Annotated in this window: 19 protein-coding genes; 6 read left to right on the top strand and 13 right to left on the bottom strand. The window is 57.0% G+C overall.

What is annotated here, in order from left to right; all coding sequences use genetic code 11:
- The first annotated feature begins 85 nt into the window (after positions 1–85).
- Positions 86–1,162 carry a DUF2793 domain-containing protein gene (locus tag AC2FLE_RS16240; RefSeq protein ID WP_496698329.1) on the top strand — a complete coding sequence of 359 codons (1,077 nt, stop codon included), beginning with the start codon at positions 86–88 and terminating at the stop codon, positions 1,160–1,162.
- Between the two features lie 32 nt (positions 1,163–1,194).
- Here the strand turns inward: AC2FLE_RS16240 and fcl are convergent, their stop codons facing one another.
- Together fcl and gmd are read right to left on the bottom strand one after the other, a co-directional pair.
- Positions 1,195–2,172, bottom strand: coding sequence for a GDP-L-fucose synthase (fcl, locus tag AC2FLE_RS16235; RefSeq protein ID WP_496698327.1), 978 nt, complete (start codon positions 2,170–2,172; stop codon positions 1,195–1,197).
- A gap of 10 nt (positions 2,173–2,182) precedes the next feature.
- Positions 2,183–3,307 carry a GDP-mannose 4,6-dehydratase gene (gene gmd / locus AC2FLE_RS16230; RefSeq protein WP_142639846.1) on the bottom strand — a complete coding sequence of 375 codons (1,125 nt, stop codon included), beginning with the start codon at positions 3,305–3,307 and terminating at the stop codon, positions 2,183–2,185.
- Positions 3,308–3,467: 160 nt separating this feature from the next.
- Here gmd and AC2FLE_RS16225 point away from each other — a divergent pair, with 160 nt between their 5' ends.
- Positions 3,468–4,772: a UDP-glucose dehydrogenase family protein gene (locus AC2FLE_RS16225; RefSeq protein WP_496698325.1), complete on the top strand. Its 1,305-nt coding sequence runs from the start codon at positions 3,468–3,470 to the stop codon at positions 4,770–4,772.
- A 59-nt stretch (positions 4,773–4,831) separates the two neighbouring features.
- On the opposite strand, the gene AC2FLE_RS16220 is transcribed toward AC2FLE_RS16225, so the two are convergent.
- From AC2FLE_RS16220 to AC2FLE_RS16205, 4 genes are all read right to left on the bottom strand, one after another.
- A complete protein-coding gene (locus AC2FLE_RS16220; RefSeq protein ID WP_416383921.1) occupies positions 4,832–6,115 on the bottom strand; it encodes a TRAP transporter large permease in 1,284 nt (427 codons plus the stop codon).
- 61 nt (positions 6,116–6,176) lie between these two features.
- Positions 6,177–6,713 (bottom strand): TRAP transporter small permease, encoded by a 537-nt coding sequence (locus AC2FLE_RS16215; RefSeq protein WP_271949035.1) that lies wholly within the window; start codon positions 6,711–6,713, stop codon positions 6,177–6,179.
- 92 nt (positions 6,714–6,805) lie between these two features.
- Positions 6,806–7,858 carry a TRAP transporter substrate-binding protein gene (locus AC2FLE_RS16210; protein WP_496698322.1) on the bottom strand — a complete coding sequence of 351 codons (1,053 nt, stop codon included), beginning with the start codon at positions 7,856–7,858 and terminating at the stop codon, positions 6,806–6,808.
- A 23-nt stretch (positions 7,859–7,881) separates the two neighbouring features.
- A complete protein-coding gene (locus AC2FLE_RS16205; RefSeq protein ID WP_496698321.1) occupies positions 7,882–8,931 on the bottom strand; it encodes a pyridoxal-phosphate dependent enzyme in 1,050 nt (349 codons plus the stop codon).
- 125 nt (positions 8,932–9,056) lie between these two features.
- Between AC2FLE_RS16205 and AC2FLE_RS16200 the strand changes: the two genes are divergently transcribed.
- The 4 genes from AC2FLE_RS16200 to AC2FLE_RS16185 all read left to right on the top strand — a co-directional run bounded on the left by AC2FLE_RS16200 (position 9,057) and on the right by AC2FLE_RS16185 (position 12,690).
- Entirely contained in the window at positions 9,057–9,521 is a 465-nt protein-coding gene (locus tag AC2FLE_RS16200; protein ID WP_271949042.1) for an Lrp/AsnC family transcriptional regulator, read from the top strand.
- Positions 9,522–9,626: 105 nt separating this feature from the next.
- Entirely contained in the window at positions 9,627–10,781 is a 1,155-nt protein-coding gene (locus AC2FLE_RS16195; protein WP_271949043.1) for an amidohydrolase, read from the top strand.
- Positions 10,778–11,941 carry a M24 family metallopeptidase gene (locus AC2FLE_RS16190; protein WP_496698318.1) on the top strand — a complete coding sequence of 388 codons (1,164 nt, stop codon included), beginning with the start codon at positions 10,778–10,780 and terminating at the stop codon, positions 11,939–11,941. The genes AC2FLE_RS16195 and AC2FLE_RS16190 overlap by 4 nt, the downstream gene beginning before the upstream one ends.
- Positions 11,942–11,949: 8 nt before the next feature.
- Positions 11,950–12,690 (top strand): maleate cis-trans isomerase family protein, encoded by a 741-nt coding sequence (locus AC2FLE_RS16185; protein ID WP_271949047.1) that lies wholly within the window; start codon positions 11,950–11,952, stop codon positions 12,688–12,690.
- A 33-nt stretch (positions 12,691–12,723) separates the two neighbouring features.
- On the opposite strand, the gene AC2FLE_RS16180 is transcribed toward AC2FLE_RS16185, so the two are convergent.
- The 7 genes from AC2FLE_RS16180 to pcaF are packed head-to-tail and all read right to left on the bottom strand — an operon-like array spanning position 12,724 to position 18,314.
- Positions 12,724–13,485, bottom strand: a complete 762-nt coding sequence (locus AC2FLE_RS16180; RefSeq protein ID WP_496698316.1) for a Phenylacetic acid catabolic protein — start codon at positions 13,483–13,485, stop codon at positions 12,724–12,726.
- A gap of 13 nt (positions 13,486–13,498) precedes the next feature.
- The gene (locus AC2FLE_RS16175; RefSeq protein WP_496698314.1) at positions 13,499–14,572 is read right to left on the bottom strand and encodes a 2Fe-2S iron-sulfur cluster-binding protein; all 1,074 of its coding nucleotides are present in this window, start codon (positions 14,570–14,572) and stop codon (positions 13,499–13,501) included.
- Between the two features lie 13 nt (positions 14,573–14,585).
- Entirely contained in the window at positions 14,586–15,047 is a 462-nt protein-coding gene (gene paaD / locus AC2FLE_RS16170) for a 1,2-phenylacetyl-CoA epoxidase subunit PaaD (RefSeq protein ID WP_142639942.1), read from the bottom strand.
- Positions 15,048–15,052: 5 nt separating this feature from the next.
- Positions 15,053–15,811: a 1,2-phenylacetyl-CoA epoxidase subunit PaaC gene (gene paaC / locus AC2FLE_RS16165; RefSeq protein ID WP_496698312.1), complete on the bottom strand. Its 759-nt coding sequence runs from the start codon at positions 15,809–15,811 to the stop codon at positions 15,053–15,055.
- Complete coding sequence (gene paaB / locus AC2FLE_RS16160) at positions 15,811–16,095, bottom strand: 1,2-phenylacetyl-CoA epoxidase subunit PaaB (protein ID WP_142639870.1); 285 nt, start codon at positions 16,093–16,095, stop codon at positions 15,811–15,813. Before paaB ends, paaC begins: the two co-directional genes overlap by 1 nt.
- Positions 16,096–16,118: 23 nt before the next feature.
- Complete coding sequence (paaA, locus tag AC2FLE_RS16155; RefSeq protein WP_496698310.1) at positions 16,119–17,096, bottom strand: 1,2-phenylacetyl-CoA epoxidase subunit PaaA; 978 nt, start codon at positions 17,094–17,096, stop codon at positions 16,119–16,121.
- Positions 17,097–17,111: 15 nt separating this feature from the next.
- Positions 17,112–18,314, bottom strand: a complete 1,203-nt coding sequence (gene pcaF, locus AC2FLE_RS16150) for a 3-oxoadipyl-CoA thiolase (protein ID WP_496698308.1) — start codon at positions 18,312–18,314, stop codon at positions 17,112–17,114.
- Between the last annotated feature and the right edge of the window lie 181 nt (positions 18,315–18,495).

Genomic DNA, 18,495 nt, shown 5'->3' with positions numbered 1-18,495 from the left:
TCAGATCAGACCGGATTCATCCTGGGCACGGCAATGTGGCGCGCAATGCAATAGTCGGACCGACAGCTACAGGAGGACGCCGCCCGTGTCACAAAACTCACCCAGATTGGATTTACCTTTCCTGCAACCTTCGCAGGCCCAGAAACACGTCACCCATAACGAGGCGCTGCGTGCTCTGGACCTGATTGTCCAGCTGAGCGTAGCGTCGACAAACGCCTCGGTCCCGCCTGCGGTGCCGGAACAGGGCGAGATTCACGCGCTTGGCGCCAACCCTACCGGGGATTGGGCCGCGCAGCCGGGCGCCCTTGCGGCCTGGTTGGATGACGCTTGGCATTTTGTGACCCCGGGAATCGGCTGGCGGGCCTGGGATGAACAGGCCAACCGGTTGAAGATCTGGGATGGCGCAGACTGGTCCGAGCCTCAGGTCGCAACCCAGAACCTGGACGGTGTCGGTATCGCAACAGGGTATGACAGCACCAATCGGCTTTCGATCCGGTCGCCTGCGACGTTGCTCAGCCATGACGGGGCGGGTCACCAGTTGAAGATCAACAAGGCAGCGGCCGGGGATACCGCCTCGCTTTTGTTCCAGTCAAACTGGGTTGGCCATGCGGAAATGGGATTGTCTGGCAATACCGGTTTTTCCATCAAAGTCTCGGCTGATGGCGGATCCTGGACCGAGGCGCTGAGCTTTGACCCCGCCACCGGAATAGCCTCAGGCTCTGCCATTCAAAACGATGCCGAAGACATCACCGCAGGTCGTCTGATGCGGGCCGACTATGGCTACTGCCCCGGAAACCTGCTGGGCTCTGTGTCAGAAACCGCCGGGGTGCCAACCGGCGCGGTCGTCGAACGCGGATCAACCGCCAATGGCGAATACGTCCGGTTTGCGGATGGTACACAAATCTGCACGGGCGTTCTGACGGCCACCGATTGCGTGAACGCCGAAGGATCGCTGTATTCCAGCGCCGAGACCACCTGGAGCTTTCCCGCAGCCTTTGCGTCCGGAACCTCACCCTCGGTCGGTGGCAGTGGCGGCGCGACAAGCCGGTTTATAGGTTTGGGCGCGGCCACTGAAACACAAGTGCCCTTTAAGGTTCTATCGGCATCCTCGGACACAAGCAGCCTGTCCCCAACGGTAATCGCAACCGGTCGCTGGTTCTGAGCTTTAGACCGTCCGGAGCTATGCCCAGGCGGTCATTTGGCGCGCAAATCGGTGTCTGCCTGCTCCAGAAACCACGCATAGGTCTCGCGGATACCATCTTCGAGTCCAACGCGTGCGCGCCACCCCATATCTGCCAGTCGGGACACATCCATCAACTTGCGCAGTGTCCCGTCAGGCTTGCTGACATCCTGAGTGATCTTACCCGTGAATCCGGTTGTTCCGGCCACCAGGGCCGCCAGCTCAGCGATTGAGATATCTTCGCCGCATCCCACATTGATATGGCTCAGCATCGGCTGGGTATTCGCGTCGTAGATATCGCGCGGTAAGTCGAGCACAAACAAGGACGCCTCGGCCATATCATCGACATGCAAAAACTCGCGTCGCGGTTTTCCTGTGCCCCAGATCACCACCTCTTCCAGCCCGTCGCGCTGTGCCTCGTGGAATCTGCGGATCAGGGCCGGCAGGACATGGCTGTTTTCGGGGTGAAAATTGTCTCCGGGTCCGTAAAGATTGGTTGGCATAACCGACCGGTAATCGACGCCATGTTGGCGATTATAGCTTTCACACAGCTTGATCCCGGCGATTTTCGCAACCGCATAGGGTTCGTTGGTGGATTCCAGCACGCCGGTCAGCAAAGCGTCTTCACGCATGGGCTGAGGCACAGCCCGTGGGTAAATGCACGAGCTGCCCAGCTGTAGCAAATGCTTTACCCCCGCTGCAAAAGCCTGATGGATCACATTGCATTCAATCATCAGGTTTTCGTAAATGAAATCTGCGGGGTACGTGTTATTTGCGTGAATCCCACCGACCTTGGCCGCGGCTAGGATCACCATATCCGGACGCTCAGTCTGCATAAAATCACGCACGGCGGATTGGTCGGTCAGATCCAGTTCGGAATGCCTGCGCGTGATCAACTCCAGCGCTTCGCCTTCGTCCTTGCGGTTTTGCAAACGGCGCAGGATTGCACCGCCAACCATACCACGATGCCCGGCAACATAGATCTTACGCATGAGGGCCTCCTCAGCCGTTTTCCAGGCTCATTGGCAGCTCAAACCCGTGCTCCTTCAAAAGCGCGTGACGTTTGGCCGTCTTCAGGTCTTCGGTCACCATCTCAGCACACATTTCCTGCACGGTCAGTTCTGGTACCCAACCCAGTTTGTTCTTGGCGTTTGAGGGATCGCCCAGAAGGGTTTCGACCTCGGCCGGGCGAAAATATTGTGGGTCTATCCGCATTACGACGTCACCGGGTTTCAATCCCGGGGCTTTGTCCCCCTCGATCGAGACAACAGTCGCGGTTTCGTCAACCCCTGACCCGGTGAATTCCAGTGAAACGCCAAGCTCGGCTGCCGACCATTCAATGAACTGACGTACCGAATACTGAACCCCGGTCGCAATCACGAAATCCTCAGGATTGTCCTGCTGCAGCATCAGCCATTGCATCCGCACATAGTCCTTCGCGTGACCCCAATCCCGCAGACTGTCGATATTGCCCATGTACAGGCAACTTTCCAATCCTTGCGCAATATTTGCCAAACCGCGTGTGATCTTGCGGGTAACAAAAGTTTCGCCCCGGCGCGGGCTTTCGTGGTTAAACAGGATCCCGTTACAGGCATACATGCCATAGGCCTCACGGTAATTGACCGTGATCCAGTAAGAATAAAGTTTGGCAACCGCATAAGGTGACCGTGGGTGGAACGGGGTGGTTTCGCGTTGCGGGGTCTCTTGCACCAGACCGTAGAGTTCCGAGGTCGAGGCCTGATAGAAGCGTGTCTTTTTCTCGAGCCCGAGAAAACGTATCGCTTCCAGCAAACGCAAAGTACCAATGGCATCCACATCCGCAGTGTATTCCGGGGATTCAAAACTGACGGCCACATGGGACTGTGCGCCAAGGTTATAGACCTCGTCCGGTTGTACTTCGCGAATGATTCGCGTCAGGTTAGACGTATCGCTCAGATCACCATAGTGCAGGTGCAGTTTGGGATTGGGAACGTGTGGGTCTTGATAGATGTGGTCGATGCGTTGCGTGTTGAATGAGGACGCGCGGCGCTTAATACCGTGAACTTCATAACCTTTTTCCAACAAAAACTCGGCCAGATACGATCCGTCTTGTCCGGTAATCCCGGTGATTAATGCCGTTTTTGTCATAGTTCCGCCCTACGAAAACAAATGTGTATGATTGCCGACCCAAAAACAGCAAGAATCCCCGGAATGCAACCCAAGCACGCTGACAGGCATTGAAACCGGCGGAACTTTCTTCGAATGTGTGCGCGCCAAAGGCGGTATTTGTTAAGAAGGGTATTTTAGTATGCGTATTGCGATGATCGGAACCGGCTATGTAGGTTTGGTGTCCGGGGTATGTTTTTCAGATTTCGGCCATGATGTTATTTGCGTCGACAAGGCCGAACAGAAAATTGAGATGCTGCAGGCTGGCGAAGTCCCAATATATGAGCCAGGGCTTGACGTCCTGATGGCCAAAAACGTAGCCGCTGGTCGGCTCAGCTTTTCCACGGACCTGGCCGCAGCAGTGGATGGTGCGGATGCTGTTTTTATTGCCGTGGGCACGCCCACACGTCGCGGGGACGGTCACGCCGATCTAACTTATGTGATGGCCGCCGCAGAAGAAATTGCGCATGCGATTACGGGCTACACTGTGGTGGTAACCAAATCGACCGTTCCAGTTGGCACCAATCGCAAGGTGCATCAGGTCATTTCTGCCGCCAACCCGAAGGCCGAATTCGACGTCGCCTCGAACCCTGAATTCCTGCGCGAAGGGGCCGCCATTGATGATTTCATGCGCCCGGATCGTGTGGTTGTCGGCGTTGAATCAGACCGCGCCGCCGATGTCATGGCGGAAATATACCGCCCGCTTTACCTGCGGGACTTCCCGATCCTGACCACCGATCTGGAAAGCGCAGAGATGATCAAATACGCCGCTAACGCGTTTCTTGCGACCAAGATCACCTTTATAAATGAGATCGCAGGCCTGTGCGAACGTGTTGGCGGCGACGTGAAAGAGGTCGCCCGAGGCATCGGTCTGGATGGGCGCATTGGCAATAAATTCCTACATGCAGGTCCGGGATATGGCGGATCGTGCTTTCCAAAAGACACCGCCGCTCTGGCCCGGATCGGTCAGGAACATGCCTACCCGATGCAGATCACCGAAACCGTCATCCGGGTGAATGACGAGGTCAAGAAACGGATGATCCAGAAAATCCGAGATGTCTGCGACGACAGTTTCAATGGAAAAACGATCGCTGTTCTGGGCGTGACCTTCAAACCCAATACCGACGATATGCGTGATGCGCCCTCGTTAACTATCGTGCCTGCACTGATCGGTGGTGGGGCAACGGTGCGGGTTGTCGACCCTCAGGGGCGTTCCGAAGGTGAGGCCCTGCTGCCCGGCGTCGAATGGTGCGAAGACCCCTATGCTGCTGCTGCAGATGCGGATGTCGTTGTGCTGTTGACCGAATGGAACGAGTTCCGTGCGCTCAATCTGAGCGACCTAGCTGGCACGATGAAATCCCCCCGAATGGTCGATCTGCGCAATATCTATTCCGAACCCGCCGTCAAGAAATCCGGCTTCGATAGTTACGTCGGTATTGGGCGCTGATCTTCGGATCAAGTTTGGATGGCCGATTCAAAACAACCGGCCATCCGTCATTCATTTTGTCAAAACGCCGCCAGATCCCTGAGGAACAACGCGATACCCGGGAAGTAGATCAGCATAGCCGTCATCAGCGCCAGGATCGCGAAGAACGGCAAAGTGCCCCGGATCACCTCAAGATAAGGTCTGTTGAAAATCGCGATTGCGGTGAAGATATCGCAGCCAAACGGCGGTGTTGCTGATCCGATGGCCATCTGCAGCGTCACCATAACCCCGACAAGAACCGGATCAATCCCCGAGGCATCCACGATCGGAACGAAGATTGGCGTAAGGATGACAAGCACGACCAGCGAGTCGACGAACATACATCCCACGAAGAAGCACAGCGCGATGATGAACAGGATGTATTCCTGCGACGCGCCTTCCAGGTTCAGCGGCTCTAACAAGCCCTGTGGGATCTGTTCGAAGGAAATATACCAGGAGAACGCCTGACCGATCCCGACAAGGATGAACACAACCGCCGTAATCAATCCTGTGCTGAGAGCGGAATCCAAAACGTCGTTGAGTTTCAGTTCCCGATAAATCACGCATTCGACGATCAGCGCATAAAGCACCGAAAACGAGGCTGCTTCGGTCGGGGTCACTGCGCCGGTGTAGATACCGCCGACGATCAGGACCGGGAAACCAAGCGGCAGTATGGCCTTGCGAAACGCTGCGCGCCGCTCGGCCCCGGATTTCTTTGGCACCCGCGCGATCAGATCGCCCTGCAGGACGCTGTAGAAATAGCAATAGACCGAAAACATCAGCGCCAGAACAACGCCCGGACCAATTCCTGCAATGAACAGCTCGCCCACGCTGGTATTGGCTAGTGTTCCGTACAGGATCATCCCAATGCTTGGAGGGATAAGGAAGGCGATGTCGCTTGCGTTGATGATCAACGCCATAACAAAACTGTCCTTGTAACCGGCCTTCAACAGCTTTGGCCGCATGATCTGACCAATCGAAACCACGGTCGCCTGAGTCGAACCCGAAACCGAGCCGAACAATGTGCAACTGATGCAGGCCGTGATCGGCAATCCGGCCCGGCGGTGACCGACAAAGGCTTCGATCAGCCCCAGCAGATTGTTGGCCGTATGACCTCTCGCCATGATATCGGCGGCGAATATGAACATCGGCACAGCGATCAGCGCGTTTGGCGAAATGCCGGTGACCATCTGCTGGATGATGACGCCAGTATCGCTTTGCGAGAAATGAACAAGGCCAATCAGCGTGGCAACCGCTAGCGGAACAACCATCGGGTAGCTGAGGAACAGCAGAACCACCATCGCCACGACCAGAGCAAAGGTGATGACATAGATATCCAGCTCACCAGCTATGACATCGCCAAAGAAATCAAGGAATCCGGGCATCTCAGACTCCTACATCCACTGCGTCATTGTCCTCGACCTCGTACGAGTGCCAGATGCCGACATGAGTGACATTCATGATGAATGCGATCAGATATTGCAGGCTGGCCATAAACAGGCCGACCGGGATCACCGAGTAGATGATATAGACCGGAAACTGCAGCGCCGGGCTCAGACGGTTCAGCTCTTTGATCTCAAGCACGTAGAACACGGACTTATAGGCCAAAAAGGCCAGCAGCATGCTGGTCGTGATCGAAATCAGCGTCAGGATCACTTTCTTGGACCGGCGGGACAGCGTGTCATAAACCGCCGTCATCCGAATGTTCCGACCTTTCCGAACCGCATAGGCAAATCCAAAAAAGGTCACGCTGACAATCAGAAACTGGTTCAGCTCTTCCGAGAAGAACAGGCTTTTGCCAAAGGCGTAGCGGCCAATGGCGTTAGCGGTCGAATTCACCATCATCAACAATATGGCCAGAATGATAACGAATTTCTCGATGAACTCGGTGCCCCTACTCAGGGCGACCAATGCGCTTTTCATGATTTTCCCTCCCTCGGCCCGCCAGTCAGCGTTCCGTAAATGAAAGACGCGACGTCTGAATGAGACGCCGCGCCTTTCAGTGATGTCAGCTTTTATTGCGACGCATTGCTCACCTCGTTAAGCAGGCCGTCGAGGATCTTCTGGGCTTGCGCGCGGGCCGCAGGTTTCTCGGCGTCGTCATAGGCGTTTTCGACCACATCGAAGAATGTTTCATGCAATGTGGCGCTTTGGGCTTCAAAGACAGCGCGCTCGTCCTCAGTCAAGACGATGACCTGCAGATCGGGGCGCTCGGCCTTGATCTTGTCCATGTTTTCCAGATTGATCTTGATCTGATAATCATGCGCAGCCTGCTCGCCCTCGGCGATGGCGTTCTTGACCATCTCTTGCTGATCCGCGGGCAGACCGTTGAACCATTCACTGTTGGTGGAAACGGTGCCGACGTAAGGAAGCTGGCCCGGGAAGATCAGGTAATCCTGAACCTCATGCCACTTGGCGTTGTAGATGAAATAGATCGGGTTCACCATGCCATCGACGGTCTTCAACTGCAGCGCGCCATAGACCTCGCCCCAGGACAAAGGCGTCGGGTTGGCGCCAAACGCCTTGAAGGTTTCCACCGGAATGGTCGAGGTGAAGGTACGGATCTTTTGACCTTCGAAATCAGCGGGGCTGCGGATCGCCTTGTTGGCACCCCAGGCCATGTCGCCTTCCGAGATCATAGTGAGCAGCTTGAGGTTCACTTTCTCGAATTTCTCGCTGAGGTCTTCATAGATGGTCGGGCTGGTGGTCAGAACCTCGCGGATCACGTCGATATCACCGCCCAGAACATAGGGCAGATCAAGAACCTGTGCCTCGGGCACATAAGATCCAAGATGACCGGTGCCAACAGATACGAACTGGACCGTACCCTTAGATGTCAGCTCGACAATATCGTTCTCGGTACCCAACTGACCATAGTAGTAGATGCGCACTTTGATGTCGCCATTGGACTGCTCTTTGACACTTTCGGCGAAGGCCTGTGCAAAGATATCCTGTACGTCGCCTTTGTCCTCTTCCGAGGCGAATTTCCAGGTGTCCGCAAAGGCAGCAGTCGACAGACCTGCCGCGAAAACCGCCGAGGTAATCAGCTTGCTAAAGATGGATGTCATTCTGTTAGTCCTTTCTTGCCCGCTCATGCGAGCCCTTCTGAGATGATGACAAGAGGACGTATTTCCTGCGTCCTCGCCTGTTGGTTGGTTCTCTTGCACAGGGCGCCGTAACCGGCCGCGCCTGACGGCGTGGTCGCGATTCCAAGTGCTGTGACAGCTTCTGCGGCTGCCTGGCCTTCTTCTTCGGAAAGGGTTTCGTAGCTCACGCCGCAGCGCTCGAGCACATCCCAGGCCACGATCGACGGTGCCTTGCAGTCAAGCCGACCCATATTCGAATCCGGCCCATCGCTGCGGGTGGCCCGTCCGGCCAAGTGACTGGCCCGCAAACAGGACGCAGCGCCGGGTTCGACAACAATCAGTTCAGGCTGTTCCGCCCAGTTCAGACGGATCATATGCGACATTGCGGCGGCCAATCCACCGACACCGGCCTGCAGATAGACATGCGTAGGCCACTGCCCCGAGGCTTCAAACTGCTGACGCAACTCTTCGGAGATGACGCAATAGCCCTCCATCACCAGTTTCGGAATCTCGGTGTAACCAGGCCAGGTTCCGTCGGCCAAAAGCGTGGCACCGGTGGTTTTGGCGTCAGCAATAGCGGCGGCGACGCTTTCGTCATAAACATCGCCCGAACGGACAACCTCGGCACCGAAGGTTCTAAGACGGTCGCCGAACCCTAGCGGTACGGTCTGCGCCAGATAAATTCGCGCCTTTGCGCCCATCGCCCGCGCCCCAGCCGCAACGCCCATTCCGTGGTTGCCTGCACTTGCGCAGACGAATGTGTGGCCAGATGCGAATTCTCGAAAATCGGCATCCTTCATCCGCGTGAAGGAGAGCGTTTCACCGGTATTCTCGTGCCATGCATCCTCGAGAAGGCGTGCAACCGCATAGGGTGCCCCCAAAGCTTTGAAGGCTCCAAGCCCCATACGCTCTGTCTCGTTCTTGGCCAGAATGCTCTGACCATCCGGCCCCGTGATTTCAATCAGCGGCGATACAGCATAGGTCTCTTGCCCCTGAAAAAACTCCTGTGCACGGACGAAATCCGGGGCGAAGCTTACGTCGTCGGTCGCTGTCATGTATTTTTCATCCGCTTTTTCCATGTGCAGAGATTGTGCATGACCGGCCTATTTCTATTTATCGTATTTGACCCTAATCTCGATAATATGTTTCAAACCCGCCTCTTCCATCGCGAGGATTTTTCATGAACCAACAACTTGATGATGCAGACACGATAATCCTCAGAACCCTGCAAAGGGATTGTCGAATCGGGCTGGAACAGCTGGCGCAAGAATGCAGTCTTTCAGTTCCCTCGGTGCAGCGGCGGCTCAAGCGGTTGCGAGATTCCGGTCTGATCCTGAAAGAGGTCGCGGTGCTCAACCCGTCGCGCTTTGACTATAAGATGACCTTCATCGTTCTGGTAGAACTTGACCGGGAATCGCTTCAGCAACTCGATCTGTTCCGCAAACGCGCCAGGAACGAGCCGCAAGTTCAGCAATGCTATTATGTGACCGGTGATGCCGATTTTGTTCTTATCTGCGTCGCGCAGGACATGGAGGATTTCGAGGACCTGACCCATCGCTTGTTTTTCGATAACTCGAATGTCCGCAGATTTCGCACATCCGTCGCGATGGACCGTACAAAGATTGGTCTGGAACTTCCGATCTGAACTTGGCGCTTTTGTGCAATTTTTTCTGCTTTAGGGTCGGAAATTTGATGCGAAACACGCAGCCCTATCCTGTAGAACCGATGCAACTCACACGCGGATGAAGAAATGAGCGATTTAGAAAACCGTATGATCGCGCTTCGGCGGGATTTGCACAGGCACCCGGAACTGGGCTTTCAAGAGACGCGGACCAAGTCGGTTGTCGCTGAACGGCTGTGCGCCCTTGGGATCGAAGTGCACGAAGGCGCAGGCGTTGTAGGTGTGCTTCGATCCGGCGGTGGCAACAAAGCCATTGGCCTGCGTGCAGACATGGATGCGCTTCCAATCACCGAAACCTCGTCCCATGACTATGTCTCGACCTCACCCGGTGTGATGCATGCTTGTGGCCACGATGGTCATACAACCATGCTGCTTGGGGCGGCAGAGCGTCTGGCAAAAGATCCTACCTTTGACGGTACGGTTGTTTTTCTATTCCAGCCAAACGAAGAGCACGGCCTGGGCGCGCGCGCGATGATCGACGACGGTGTGCTAGAGCAATTTCCGGTCGAAGAAATCTATGCAATCCACAATTTGCCAGGCGCTCCAACCGGTCAGATTTCGACCCGCGCCGGTATTATCTGTAACAGTGAAACCCTGTTCGAGATCACGGTTAAAGGCCAGGGCGGTCATGCCTCGATGCCACAAACCGGCGTTGATGCAATTACCGTAGGGTCCGAGATTGTGGTGGCATTGCAGACCGTGGTGGCACGAAAGCTTGCGCCCGCCTCTGGCGCGGTAGTGTCCGTGACCGAATTCCTGACGGACGGCCAGCGAAACGTCTTGCCGGGCAACGCCACTCTCAAAGGAGATTTTCGCGCCAGATCGCCCGAAGACCGCAACGCCATCGAAGGTTTCATGCGCCAGATCACCGAAGGGATTGCGGCAGCTCATGGCATTCAAGCATCGGTCAGCTTTGATACGCAGTTCGTCGAGACCATCAACGCCCCCACCCCGGCCCTTGCGGTATATCGCGCAGCCGAAGCCGCCGGTTGTGACCTGATCAAGGATCGGCAGCCGATGAGTTTTTCAGAGGATTTCGCCCAGTTTTCGGCCGCCGTGCCAGGATGTTTCCTTTTGCTGGGCAATGGCGAGACCGGGCCACATGGCCAACCGCTTCATGCTTCTGACTATGATTTCAATGATGAACTGCTGCCGATCGGAGCTGAATTCTGGGTCCGATTGGTTCAGGACCGGTTGCCCCTGCGAAAGGATCAAAAGTCATGAACGCCCCACGACGTGGTTTTGACCAACAAGAATTCGCAACGCGTACCGCAGCGGCGCAGACAAAGATGGCCGAAACCGGTATGGCGGGCATATTGCTGACAACTGAACCGGATGTGCGCTATTTCAGCGGGTTCCACACACTGTTTTGGCAAAGCCCGACCCGCCCATGGTTCCTGTTCATCCCGGCAACCGGCAAGCCCATCGCAATCATCCCTGAGATCGGCGCAGACCTTATGCGGCGAACCTGGGTCACCGATATCCGTACCTGGGGCGCACCTGCACCAAAGGATGACGGTATCGGGCTGTTGACCGAACTGCTGGCGCCGCTTGCCAGCCGCGGCGAGACTGTTGGCCTGATGAAGGGCCACGAAACCCATTTACGGATGCCCCTTGGCGATTATGAGCGGCTGATCTCGGGCCTGAATGGGCTAAAGATCACTGACGCGACCGAGATCGTCCGAGGCTTGCGAATGGTGAAATCCGATGCCGAGATCGAAAAACTCACCTATATCTGCGCCACCGGGTCGCGCACATTTGAGCGGGTGCCCGAAATCGCCCGCGAAGGGCAGCCGCTTGAGGATGTTTTCCGCTCCTTTCGGCGCGAAGGGCTGGCGCAGGGTGCCGATGATGTTCCGTATTTGGTCGGCGGTGCGGATACGGGTGGCTATCACGACGTCATCTCGCCCCCGTCGCGCCGCCCGCTAGCGCGCGGCGATGTGCTGATGCTCGACACGGGGGCCAACTGGGACGGGTATTTTTGCGACTTCGATCGTAATTGGGCCATTGGCCGCGCCGATGACGCCTCACGCCGTGCATATGATGTTCTTTGGCGCGCGACTGAGGCCGGGATCGCCGCAGCTCGCCCCGGAGCGACTTGCCGAGAATTGTTTCAAGCGATGCAGAAGGTGATCGCTGAGCTCGACGATCAGGGTGGTGACGTCGGCAGGCTGGGTCATGGGCTTGGCATGCAGCTGACCGAATGGCCCTCGCACACCAGTTGGGATACAACTGAGATCACCGAAAATATGGTACTGACCCTTGAACCATCGCTTGGCTATGGCGACGGTCGGGTCATGGTGCACGAAGAGAACATCGTCATACGTGCAAGTGGGGCAGAGCTTTTGACCAAACGCGCCGCGCCCGAACTACCAATCATCTGAGGCCAATCATGAAGCTTGATTTCGAAACAGACGAAGGCATTGGCACCCGCGCCAATCTAGGTGTGATTGTTCTTGAGACTGACGAGACGTTAGAGAACGAATTCTCTCGGATCATGCGCCTAGCTGGTGTCGCGCTCTATCACAGCCGGATTCCGATGGTGCCCGAAATCCGACCCGACACACTGGCGCGGATGGAACAGGACCTGCCTGCGACGGCACGGCTTTTGCCACCATCGCTCAGCTTTGATGCAATCGGATTTGGCTGTACCTCGGCCTCGACCGTGATCGGGTCCGAGAATGTGGCCAAGGTGATAAAGACGGTCTGCCCGGATGCACGTGTGACAGATCCGTTGGCGGCAATCATCGCTGCCGGTCAGCATTTAGGAGCCCGACGATTGGGCTTCGTCACCCCCTATATTCCCGAAGTTTCCGCTGGGATGCGCACAAAGCTGGAACAGGCCGGTTTCGAAATCGCAGGATTCGGGTCGTTCGAGGAAGGAAATGATCGCGTTGTTGCGCGGATCACAGAAGGGTCGATCCTTGACGCTATTGAAAAGGTCGCGGCTCAAGCGCCCTGCGATGCTGTCATTGTCTCTTGCACGAACCTGCGATGCCTTGACGTCATTGTTCAGGCAGAAGAAAAGATCGGGATTCCAGTCATTTCCAGTAATCAGGCGCTTGCCTGGCATATGCTTCGATTGGCCGGCATTGAGGACCTCAACCCTCAGTTCGGACGGCTCTTTGGATAGGGCGAGAAGGGTGTCCGCCTAGGGCGCTTTCGTTCAAGCAGGCGATTTGAGGCCAAGCGTTGCCAGAGTTGCAGCCATTGTCTGGCCCCAACGGTCCTGCAATGCGCTGTTTGTGTTGCGACGCAGGCCCATTGATTTCAACAGCTCGAACCGTTTCGGGTCATCGCCGCCGAAGGACACCGCAACCCGAGGCCACCAGTAAGCGACCGAGTTCTGCATGTCTTCCGCGACGCCGTTCTCGATCAGTTTGACCGCCCCTTCCAACGCCAGCTCGCCATGATGCGCCTCGACCGGGGCGATGGATCGGAAGGCTTCGGCCAGAGGCTGATACGAGATGGTGGAATACTCGGCCAGTTGTTCGGCCACCGCGCGGCTCATCAGCAGGTTCATGACCACAGCGTCTGTCCAGCCGGACAGCGGATAGTTGAATACCGCCAGACGCATGTCATGCTCGGACCGGGTGGCCCCGATATCCGCATCCCGCGACAAGCGCATGGTCCAAGGATGGTGATTGGCATAACGTTCGGTGTCTGCGCCAAACTCTCCCATGATGTTAAGAACGCGGTAGGCGTGGTCTGACTTTTCCAGCACGATCTTTGCGGCGGCGATCCGTTCCTTGATCCCCGGCCCTTGATTGATGATGTCGGCAAACCCGGCGGCCCCGGCCAGTTCGCTGTCGACAAAAGTCGCCATCAGCTTCATCAGCTCGGCCCGATAGCGAGGCGGCACATTCGATGGGTTGGTCAGAACACCGCCTGCGGCCAGATAGCTGTCGAGTGTCATTGAATCGGACATATCTGCCCCCTTTCTAACGGTCGTAATCGACGACCACGCGGTCTGTTACCGGATAGGCCTGGCAGCTTAGCACATAGCCTTTTTCCACTTCGTAATCTTCCAGCGCGTGATTGGCGAGCATCTCGACCTCACCCTCAAGCACCTTGCAGCGGCAGGTCGAACAGACACCCGCCTTGCAGGCAAACGGGGCATCCATGGCGTTTGCCAGGGCGGCCTCAAGAATGGACTGGTCCTTGGGTATGGTCACGGTCTGTGTGGATCCGTCCAGCGTGATCGACGCGCTGCTTTGATTGCCCTGCGCGGCTGCATCGGCCGAGACCGGCTTGGCTCTGGCCCGTCCGGGCTGAGCGCTGGCGAACAGCTCGAACTTGATCTGGCCGTCATCCAGACCGTGCTCGCGCAGCGCGGCGGCAATGCCCAGCATCATCGGTTCCGGGCCGCAGATAAATGCGGTGTCGACATGGTCGATATCGACCCAATGTTTGAACAACTCTGCGCATTTTTCCTGGGTCACCAAACCAGTGAACAGCTCGATCTCTTGTGAATCCGTCTCAAGAACGTGGATCACATTGAGGCGACCCATATAGAGGTTCTTGAGGTCTTCGAGATCCTCGCGGAACATGATCGTGTTGATGCCCTTATTGGCATAGATAAGGGTAAAGCGTGATTGCGGTTCCTGTGCGAGGGTCGTTTTGAGGATCGACAGGACCGGAGTAATCCCCGAGCCCCCTGCAAAGCCCAGATATTGCTTTTCCGCACCCGCATCTATCGGAGTATGAAAGCTGCCCATCGGCGGCATGGCCTCGACGATGTCGCCGACATTCAGTTCAGTATTCGCCCATCCGGAAAAGGCGCCGCCTTCAACACGTTTGATGCCAACCTGCAGCACGCCTTCATCCTTGCCCGCGCAGATCGAGTAGGACCGGCGCAGTTCTTCGCCCTCAAATTCGCGACGAAATGTCAGATATTGACCGGCGGTGAAATCGAACTGATCTGCAGCGCCGTTCACAGGTTCCAGTGTCACCACCACCGCATCGCGAATGGTTTTGTGGATATCTGTGACTTTCAGGTCGTGGAAACGTGCCATCCGGTGGTCCTCCTCAGATGCACTTGAAATAGTCAAATGGTTCCAGGCAGTCGGTGCATCGCCAATGCGCCTTGCAAGGGGTCGAACCGAACTGGCTGACCTTCTCGACCGCTTTGCTGCCGCAGCGCGGGCAGCGATCCGGGCCGCCTGCCGGTTGTGGTGGGGCAATGCCATAGTCTTCCAGCCGTGCCCGGCCCTTTTCACTGAGCCAGTCGGTGGTCCAAGCCGGGGCGATGCTGGTTTCGATCTGCACGTCACTGATCCCGCGATCGTGCAAGGCGGTTTCGATATCCAGGCTGATAATGGATGTTGCCGGACAGCCGGAATAGGTTGGAGTGACCGTCACCTTCAACGTCTCGTCCTGCCACTGCACATCGCGCACAATGCCAAGATCGACTACCGAAATCACCGGAATTTCAGGGTCAGGAACAGCATCCAGCCATTCCCAGATTTGTTTGGTCGATGCCCGATCCATCGGCGTTACCAGCTTGCTTCGGGATAGGCGCGTTGCAGCCACTGCATCTGTGTCAACAGATGACCCAGATGTTCCGTATGCATCCGCCCGTCACGCCCACCTTTATGGGCAAAGCCGCCTTCCGGGATCGTCAAGGTCGCCTCGGACAGGATCCGCTGCACCAAAGTGTCAAACGCCGCGCGCAGATCCGCGGGGTTCGGCGCAATGCCCGCCGCGACCATCTCGGCGTCAACTTCGTCGCTGGTGAACATCTCGCCGACATACGGCCACAGGTAGTCCAGAGCCGACTGCATCCAAGCGTGGCTTTCCGCTGTTCCGTCCCCCAGACCAACCACCGTGTCGCCCGAGCGTTCCAGGTGATATGCCACCTCTTTGCTGGCTTTCGCGGCAATGGCCGCGACACGGTCATCCGTAGAGTTGAGCAAGCGTCCCAGCATGATGGAATGCCACGCATCGAACAGGAACTGGCGCATCAGGGTCCGGCCAAAATCCCCATTTGGAACCTCGACCAGCAGCACATTGCGGAAATCCCAGGCATCGCGCAGGAAGGCCAGATCGTCAGCGGTTTTGCCGCCTTGGATTTCCCCCGCCAGACCCAACCACATCTGAGTCTGCCCGATCAGGTCCAAGGCCGTGTTGGCCAGTGCGATATCCTCTTCCAGCACCGGCGCATGGCCGCACCATTCACTGACGCGATGGCCAAGGACCAGGTCGTTGTCGCCCATCCGTAGAAGGAATTGTACAAATGCCGTGTCCCGGTCCATCACATGGCCCCCACTTCATCGGGGATGTCGAAAAAGGTCGGGTGACGATAGACCTTGCTTTCGCTGGGCTCGTATAATGGGCCCTTGTCGCTGGGCGAGGAGGCCGAGATATTATTCGCCTCGACCACCCAGATCGACACACCTTCGTTGCGGCGGGTATAGACATCGCGCGCGTTCTTGATGGCCATCTCCGCGTCCGGGGCATGCAACGAGCCGACGTGACGGTGGCTCATACCATGCTGACCGCGGATAAAGACTTCCCACAGGGGCCATTCGTTTTTCATCGGGTTTCCTCCTCAGGGTCGACTTATTCGGCAGCCACTGTGCCAGAGCGTTTCTTTTCGGCATGGGCCATCAGCCCGTCGCGCACCCATTTGCCGTCGTCCCAGGCTTGGTTTCGGGCGGCCAGCCGGTCGGTGTTGCAGGGGCCATTGCCACTGATGACATCGAAGAACTCGGACCAGTCGGGTTCTGAGAAATCATAATGGCCGCGATCGTCGTTCCAATTCAGCTTTGGGTCAGGGATGGTCAGGCCCAGATACTCGGCCTGTGGCACAGTCTGATCGACGAATTTCTGACGCAGCTCGTCATTGGTGTTCATCTTGATCTTCCATTTCATCGACTGCGTCGAATGCACCGAGTCCTTGTCGGACGGTCCAAACATCATCAGCGATGGGTACCAAAAGCGGTTCAAAGCGTCCTGCGCCATTCGTTTCTGGTCCGGCGTGCCTTCGGCCATCTTGCGGATGGCGTCATAGCCCTGACGCTGATGAAAGCTCTCTTCTTTGCAGATGCGGATCATGGCGCGTGAATAGGGACCGTAAGACGTGCGCTGCAACGGCACCTGGTTCATGATCGCGGCGCCATCCACCAGCCAGCCAACGGCACCAACATCAGCCCAGTTCAGGGTGGGGTAGTTGAAGATGGACGAGTATTTCATGCGCCCGTCCAGCAGCATTTCGGTGATCTCATCCCGGCTGACACCCAGTGTTTCGGCGGCGCAGTACAGGTACAGACCATGCCCGGCCTCGTCCTGAACTTTTGCCAACAGGATCGCCTTGCGTTCCAGTGTGGGTGCCCGCGTGATCCAGTTCGCCTCGGGCAGTTGCCCAACGATTTCGGAATGGGCGTGCTGGCCGATCTGGCGGATCAGCGTCTTGCGATAGCCTTCGGGCATCCAATCCTTGGGTTCGATCTTTTCGTCAGCGTCTATGCGCGCCTGAAAGGCAGCAAGCTTTGCAGGATCTTCCTGTGTCGCCTCGGACTTAACCATCTGAGCATACATGTCCCGTCATCTCCCCTATACGCGTTCAAGAATAAGCGCTGCGCCCTGACCGACGCCGACACACATGGTGCACAGCGCGTATCGCCCGCCCGTGCGCCGCAACTGATAGGCCGCGGTCATAACCAACCTTGCGCCGGACATGCCCAACGGGTGGCCAATGGCAATCGCGCCCCCATTCGGGTTCACCTGCGGCGCGTCGTCTGGCATGCCCAGTTCGCGCAGTGTAGCCAGACCCTGTGACGCGAAGGCCTCATTCAACTCTATCACGTCCATTTGCTCGATGCTCAGCCCGGCGCGAGCCAAAACTTTGCGGCTAGCCGGAACCGGGCCAATGCCCATGACACGCGGCTCAATCCCGGCGACAGACATGCCCACGACCCGGGCCATCGGGGTCAGGCCGTTCTTTGACGCTGCCGCCTCATTGGCCATCAAAATGGCCGCAGCGCCGTCATTGACGCCCGAGGCGTTGCCAGCGGTCACCGTCTTATCCGGCCCGTTGACACCTTTGAGACCAGACAGTTTGTCCACGGTAACATCTGGGCGCGGATGTTCATCCGTATCAACAATGATCGGATCGCCCTTGCGTTGCGGGATCGTGACCGGGGTGATTTCATCCCGGAACAGACCTGCCTCGTGCGCGGCGGCCCATCGGGCCTGACTGCGCGCCGCAAAAGCATCTTGGTCATCGCGGCTGATACCAAAGTCTTCGGCCACATTGTCGGCCGTTTGCGGCATCGAGTCGATGCCATAGGCCTGTTTCATCTTCGGGTTCACAAAGCGCCAGCCGATCGTCGTATCATAGACCGCATTGCTGCGGGTAAAGGCCGAGGTCGCCTTGGGCATCACAAAGGGCGCCCGCGACATGCTTTCGACACCGCCGGCCACAGCTAGATCATAATCGCCCGCCTTGATGCCCCGCGCCGCCATTCCAACCGCATCCATTCCACTGGCGCACAATCGGTTCACTGTTGTTCCGGGCACATCAACCGGCAATCCAGCCAACAAGGCCGCCATCCGCGCCACATTGCGGTTGCTTTCACCCGCCTGATTTGCATCGCCATAGATCACATCATCAACGCTGGCCCAATCAACCTGCGGGTTGCGCTCTTTCAGGGCGGCCAATGGAATCGCGGCAAGATCATCTGTCCTGACTGACGACAAAGCCCCCCCATATCGCCCAATCGGAGTGCGCGTCGCGTCGCAAATGAATGCGTCCATCACTTAGTTCTCCTGTAGATGCTGATCCGTATCATTGACCGCATGGTCGGTTTTTAGGGCGTCCATCGATTCGAGGCAAGCTTTATGTTACGAGTTCTTTTTCTTTTTTAGTTTTTCTGTAACATTAAGCGCGAGAGAAACGCCCGCATTGATCGCCGAATGACCAGCATCGGGCGGATCA

Source organism: Ruegeria sp. CDSA077 (genome assembly GCF_059612265.1).
Note: the sequence above shows the minus strand (reverse complement) of the source record. Positions and strands in the feature narration are given on the sequence as shown.

Bases quoted from the DNA above. Each gene is read 5' to 3' on its own strand.
- paaA (WP_496698310.1), bottom strand. From the start codon at position 17,096: ATGTATGCTCAGATGGTTAAGTCCGAGGCGACACAGGAAGATCCTGCA.
- pcaF (WP_496698308.1), bottom strand. From the start codon at position 18,314: ATGGACGCATTCATTTGCGACGCGACGCGCACTCCGATTGGGCGATAT.
- AC2FLE_RS16195 (WP_271949043.1), top strand. From the start codon at position 9,627: ATGAGCGATTTAGAAAACCGTATGATCGCGCTTCGGCGGGATTTGCAC.
- paaC (WP_496698312.1), bottom strand. From the start codon at position 15,811: ATGGACCGGGACACGGCATTTGTACAATTCCTTCTACGGATGGGCGAC.
- gmd (WP_142639846.1), bottom strand. From the start codon at position 3,307: ATGACAAAAACGGCATTAATCACCGGGATTACCGGACAAGACGGATCG.
- paaB (WP_142639870.1), bottom strand. From the start codon at position 16,095: ATGAAAAACGAATGGCCCCTGTGGGAAGTCTTTATCCGCGGTCAGCAT.
- AC2FLE_RS16215 (WP_271949035.1), bottom strand. From the start codon at position 6,713: ATGAAAAGCGCATTGGTCGCCCTGAGTAGGGGCACCGAGTTCATCGAG.
- fcl (WP_496698327.1), bottom strand. From the start codon at position 2,172: ATGCGTAAGATCTATGTTGCCGGGCATCGTGGTATGGTTGGCGGTGCA.
- AC2FLE_RS16225 (WP_496698325.1), top strand. From the start codon at position 3,468: ATGCGTATTGCGATGATCGGAACCGGCTATGTAGGTTTGGTGTCCGGG.
- AC2FLE_RS16180 (WP_496698316.1), bottom strand. From the start codon at position 13,485: ATGTCCGATTCAATGACACTCGACAGCTATCTGGCCGCAGGCGGTGTT.
- paaD (WP_142639942.1), bottom strand. From the start codon at position 15,047: ATGGATCGGGCATCGACCAAACAAATCTGGGAATGGCTGGATGCTGTT.
- AC2FLE_RS16185 (WP_271949047.1), top strand. From the start codon at position 11,950: ATGAAGCTTGATTTCGAAACAGACGAAGGCATTGGCACCCGCGCCAAT.
- AC2FLE_RS16175 (WP_496698314.1), bottom strand. From the start codon at position 14,572: ATGGCACGTTTCCACGACCTGAAAGTCACAGATATCCACAAAACCATT.
- AC2FLE_RS16190 (WP_496698318.1), top strand. From the start codon at position 10,778: ATGAACGCCCCACGACGTGGTTTTGACCAACAAGAATTCGCAACGCGT.
- AC2FLE_RS16200 (WP_271949042.1), top strand. From the start codon at position 9,057: ATGAACCAACAACTTGATGATGCAGACACGATAATCCTCAGAACCCTG.
- AC2FLE_RS16210 (WP_496698322.1), bottom strand. From the start codon at position 7,858: ATGACATCCATCTTTAGCAAGCTGATTACCTCGGCGGTTTTCGCGGCA.
- AC2FLE_RS16205 (WP_496698321.1), bottom strand. From the start codon at position 8,931: ATGACAGCGACCGACGACGTAAGCTTCGCCCCGGATTTCGTCCGTGCA.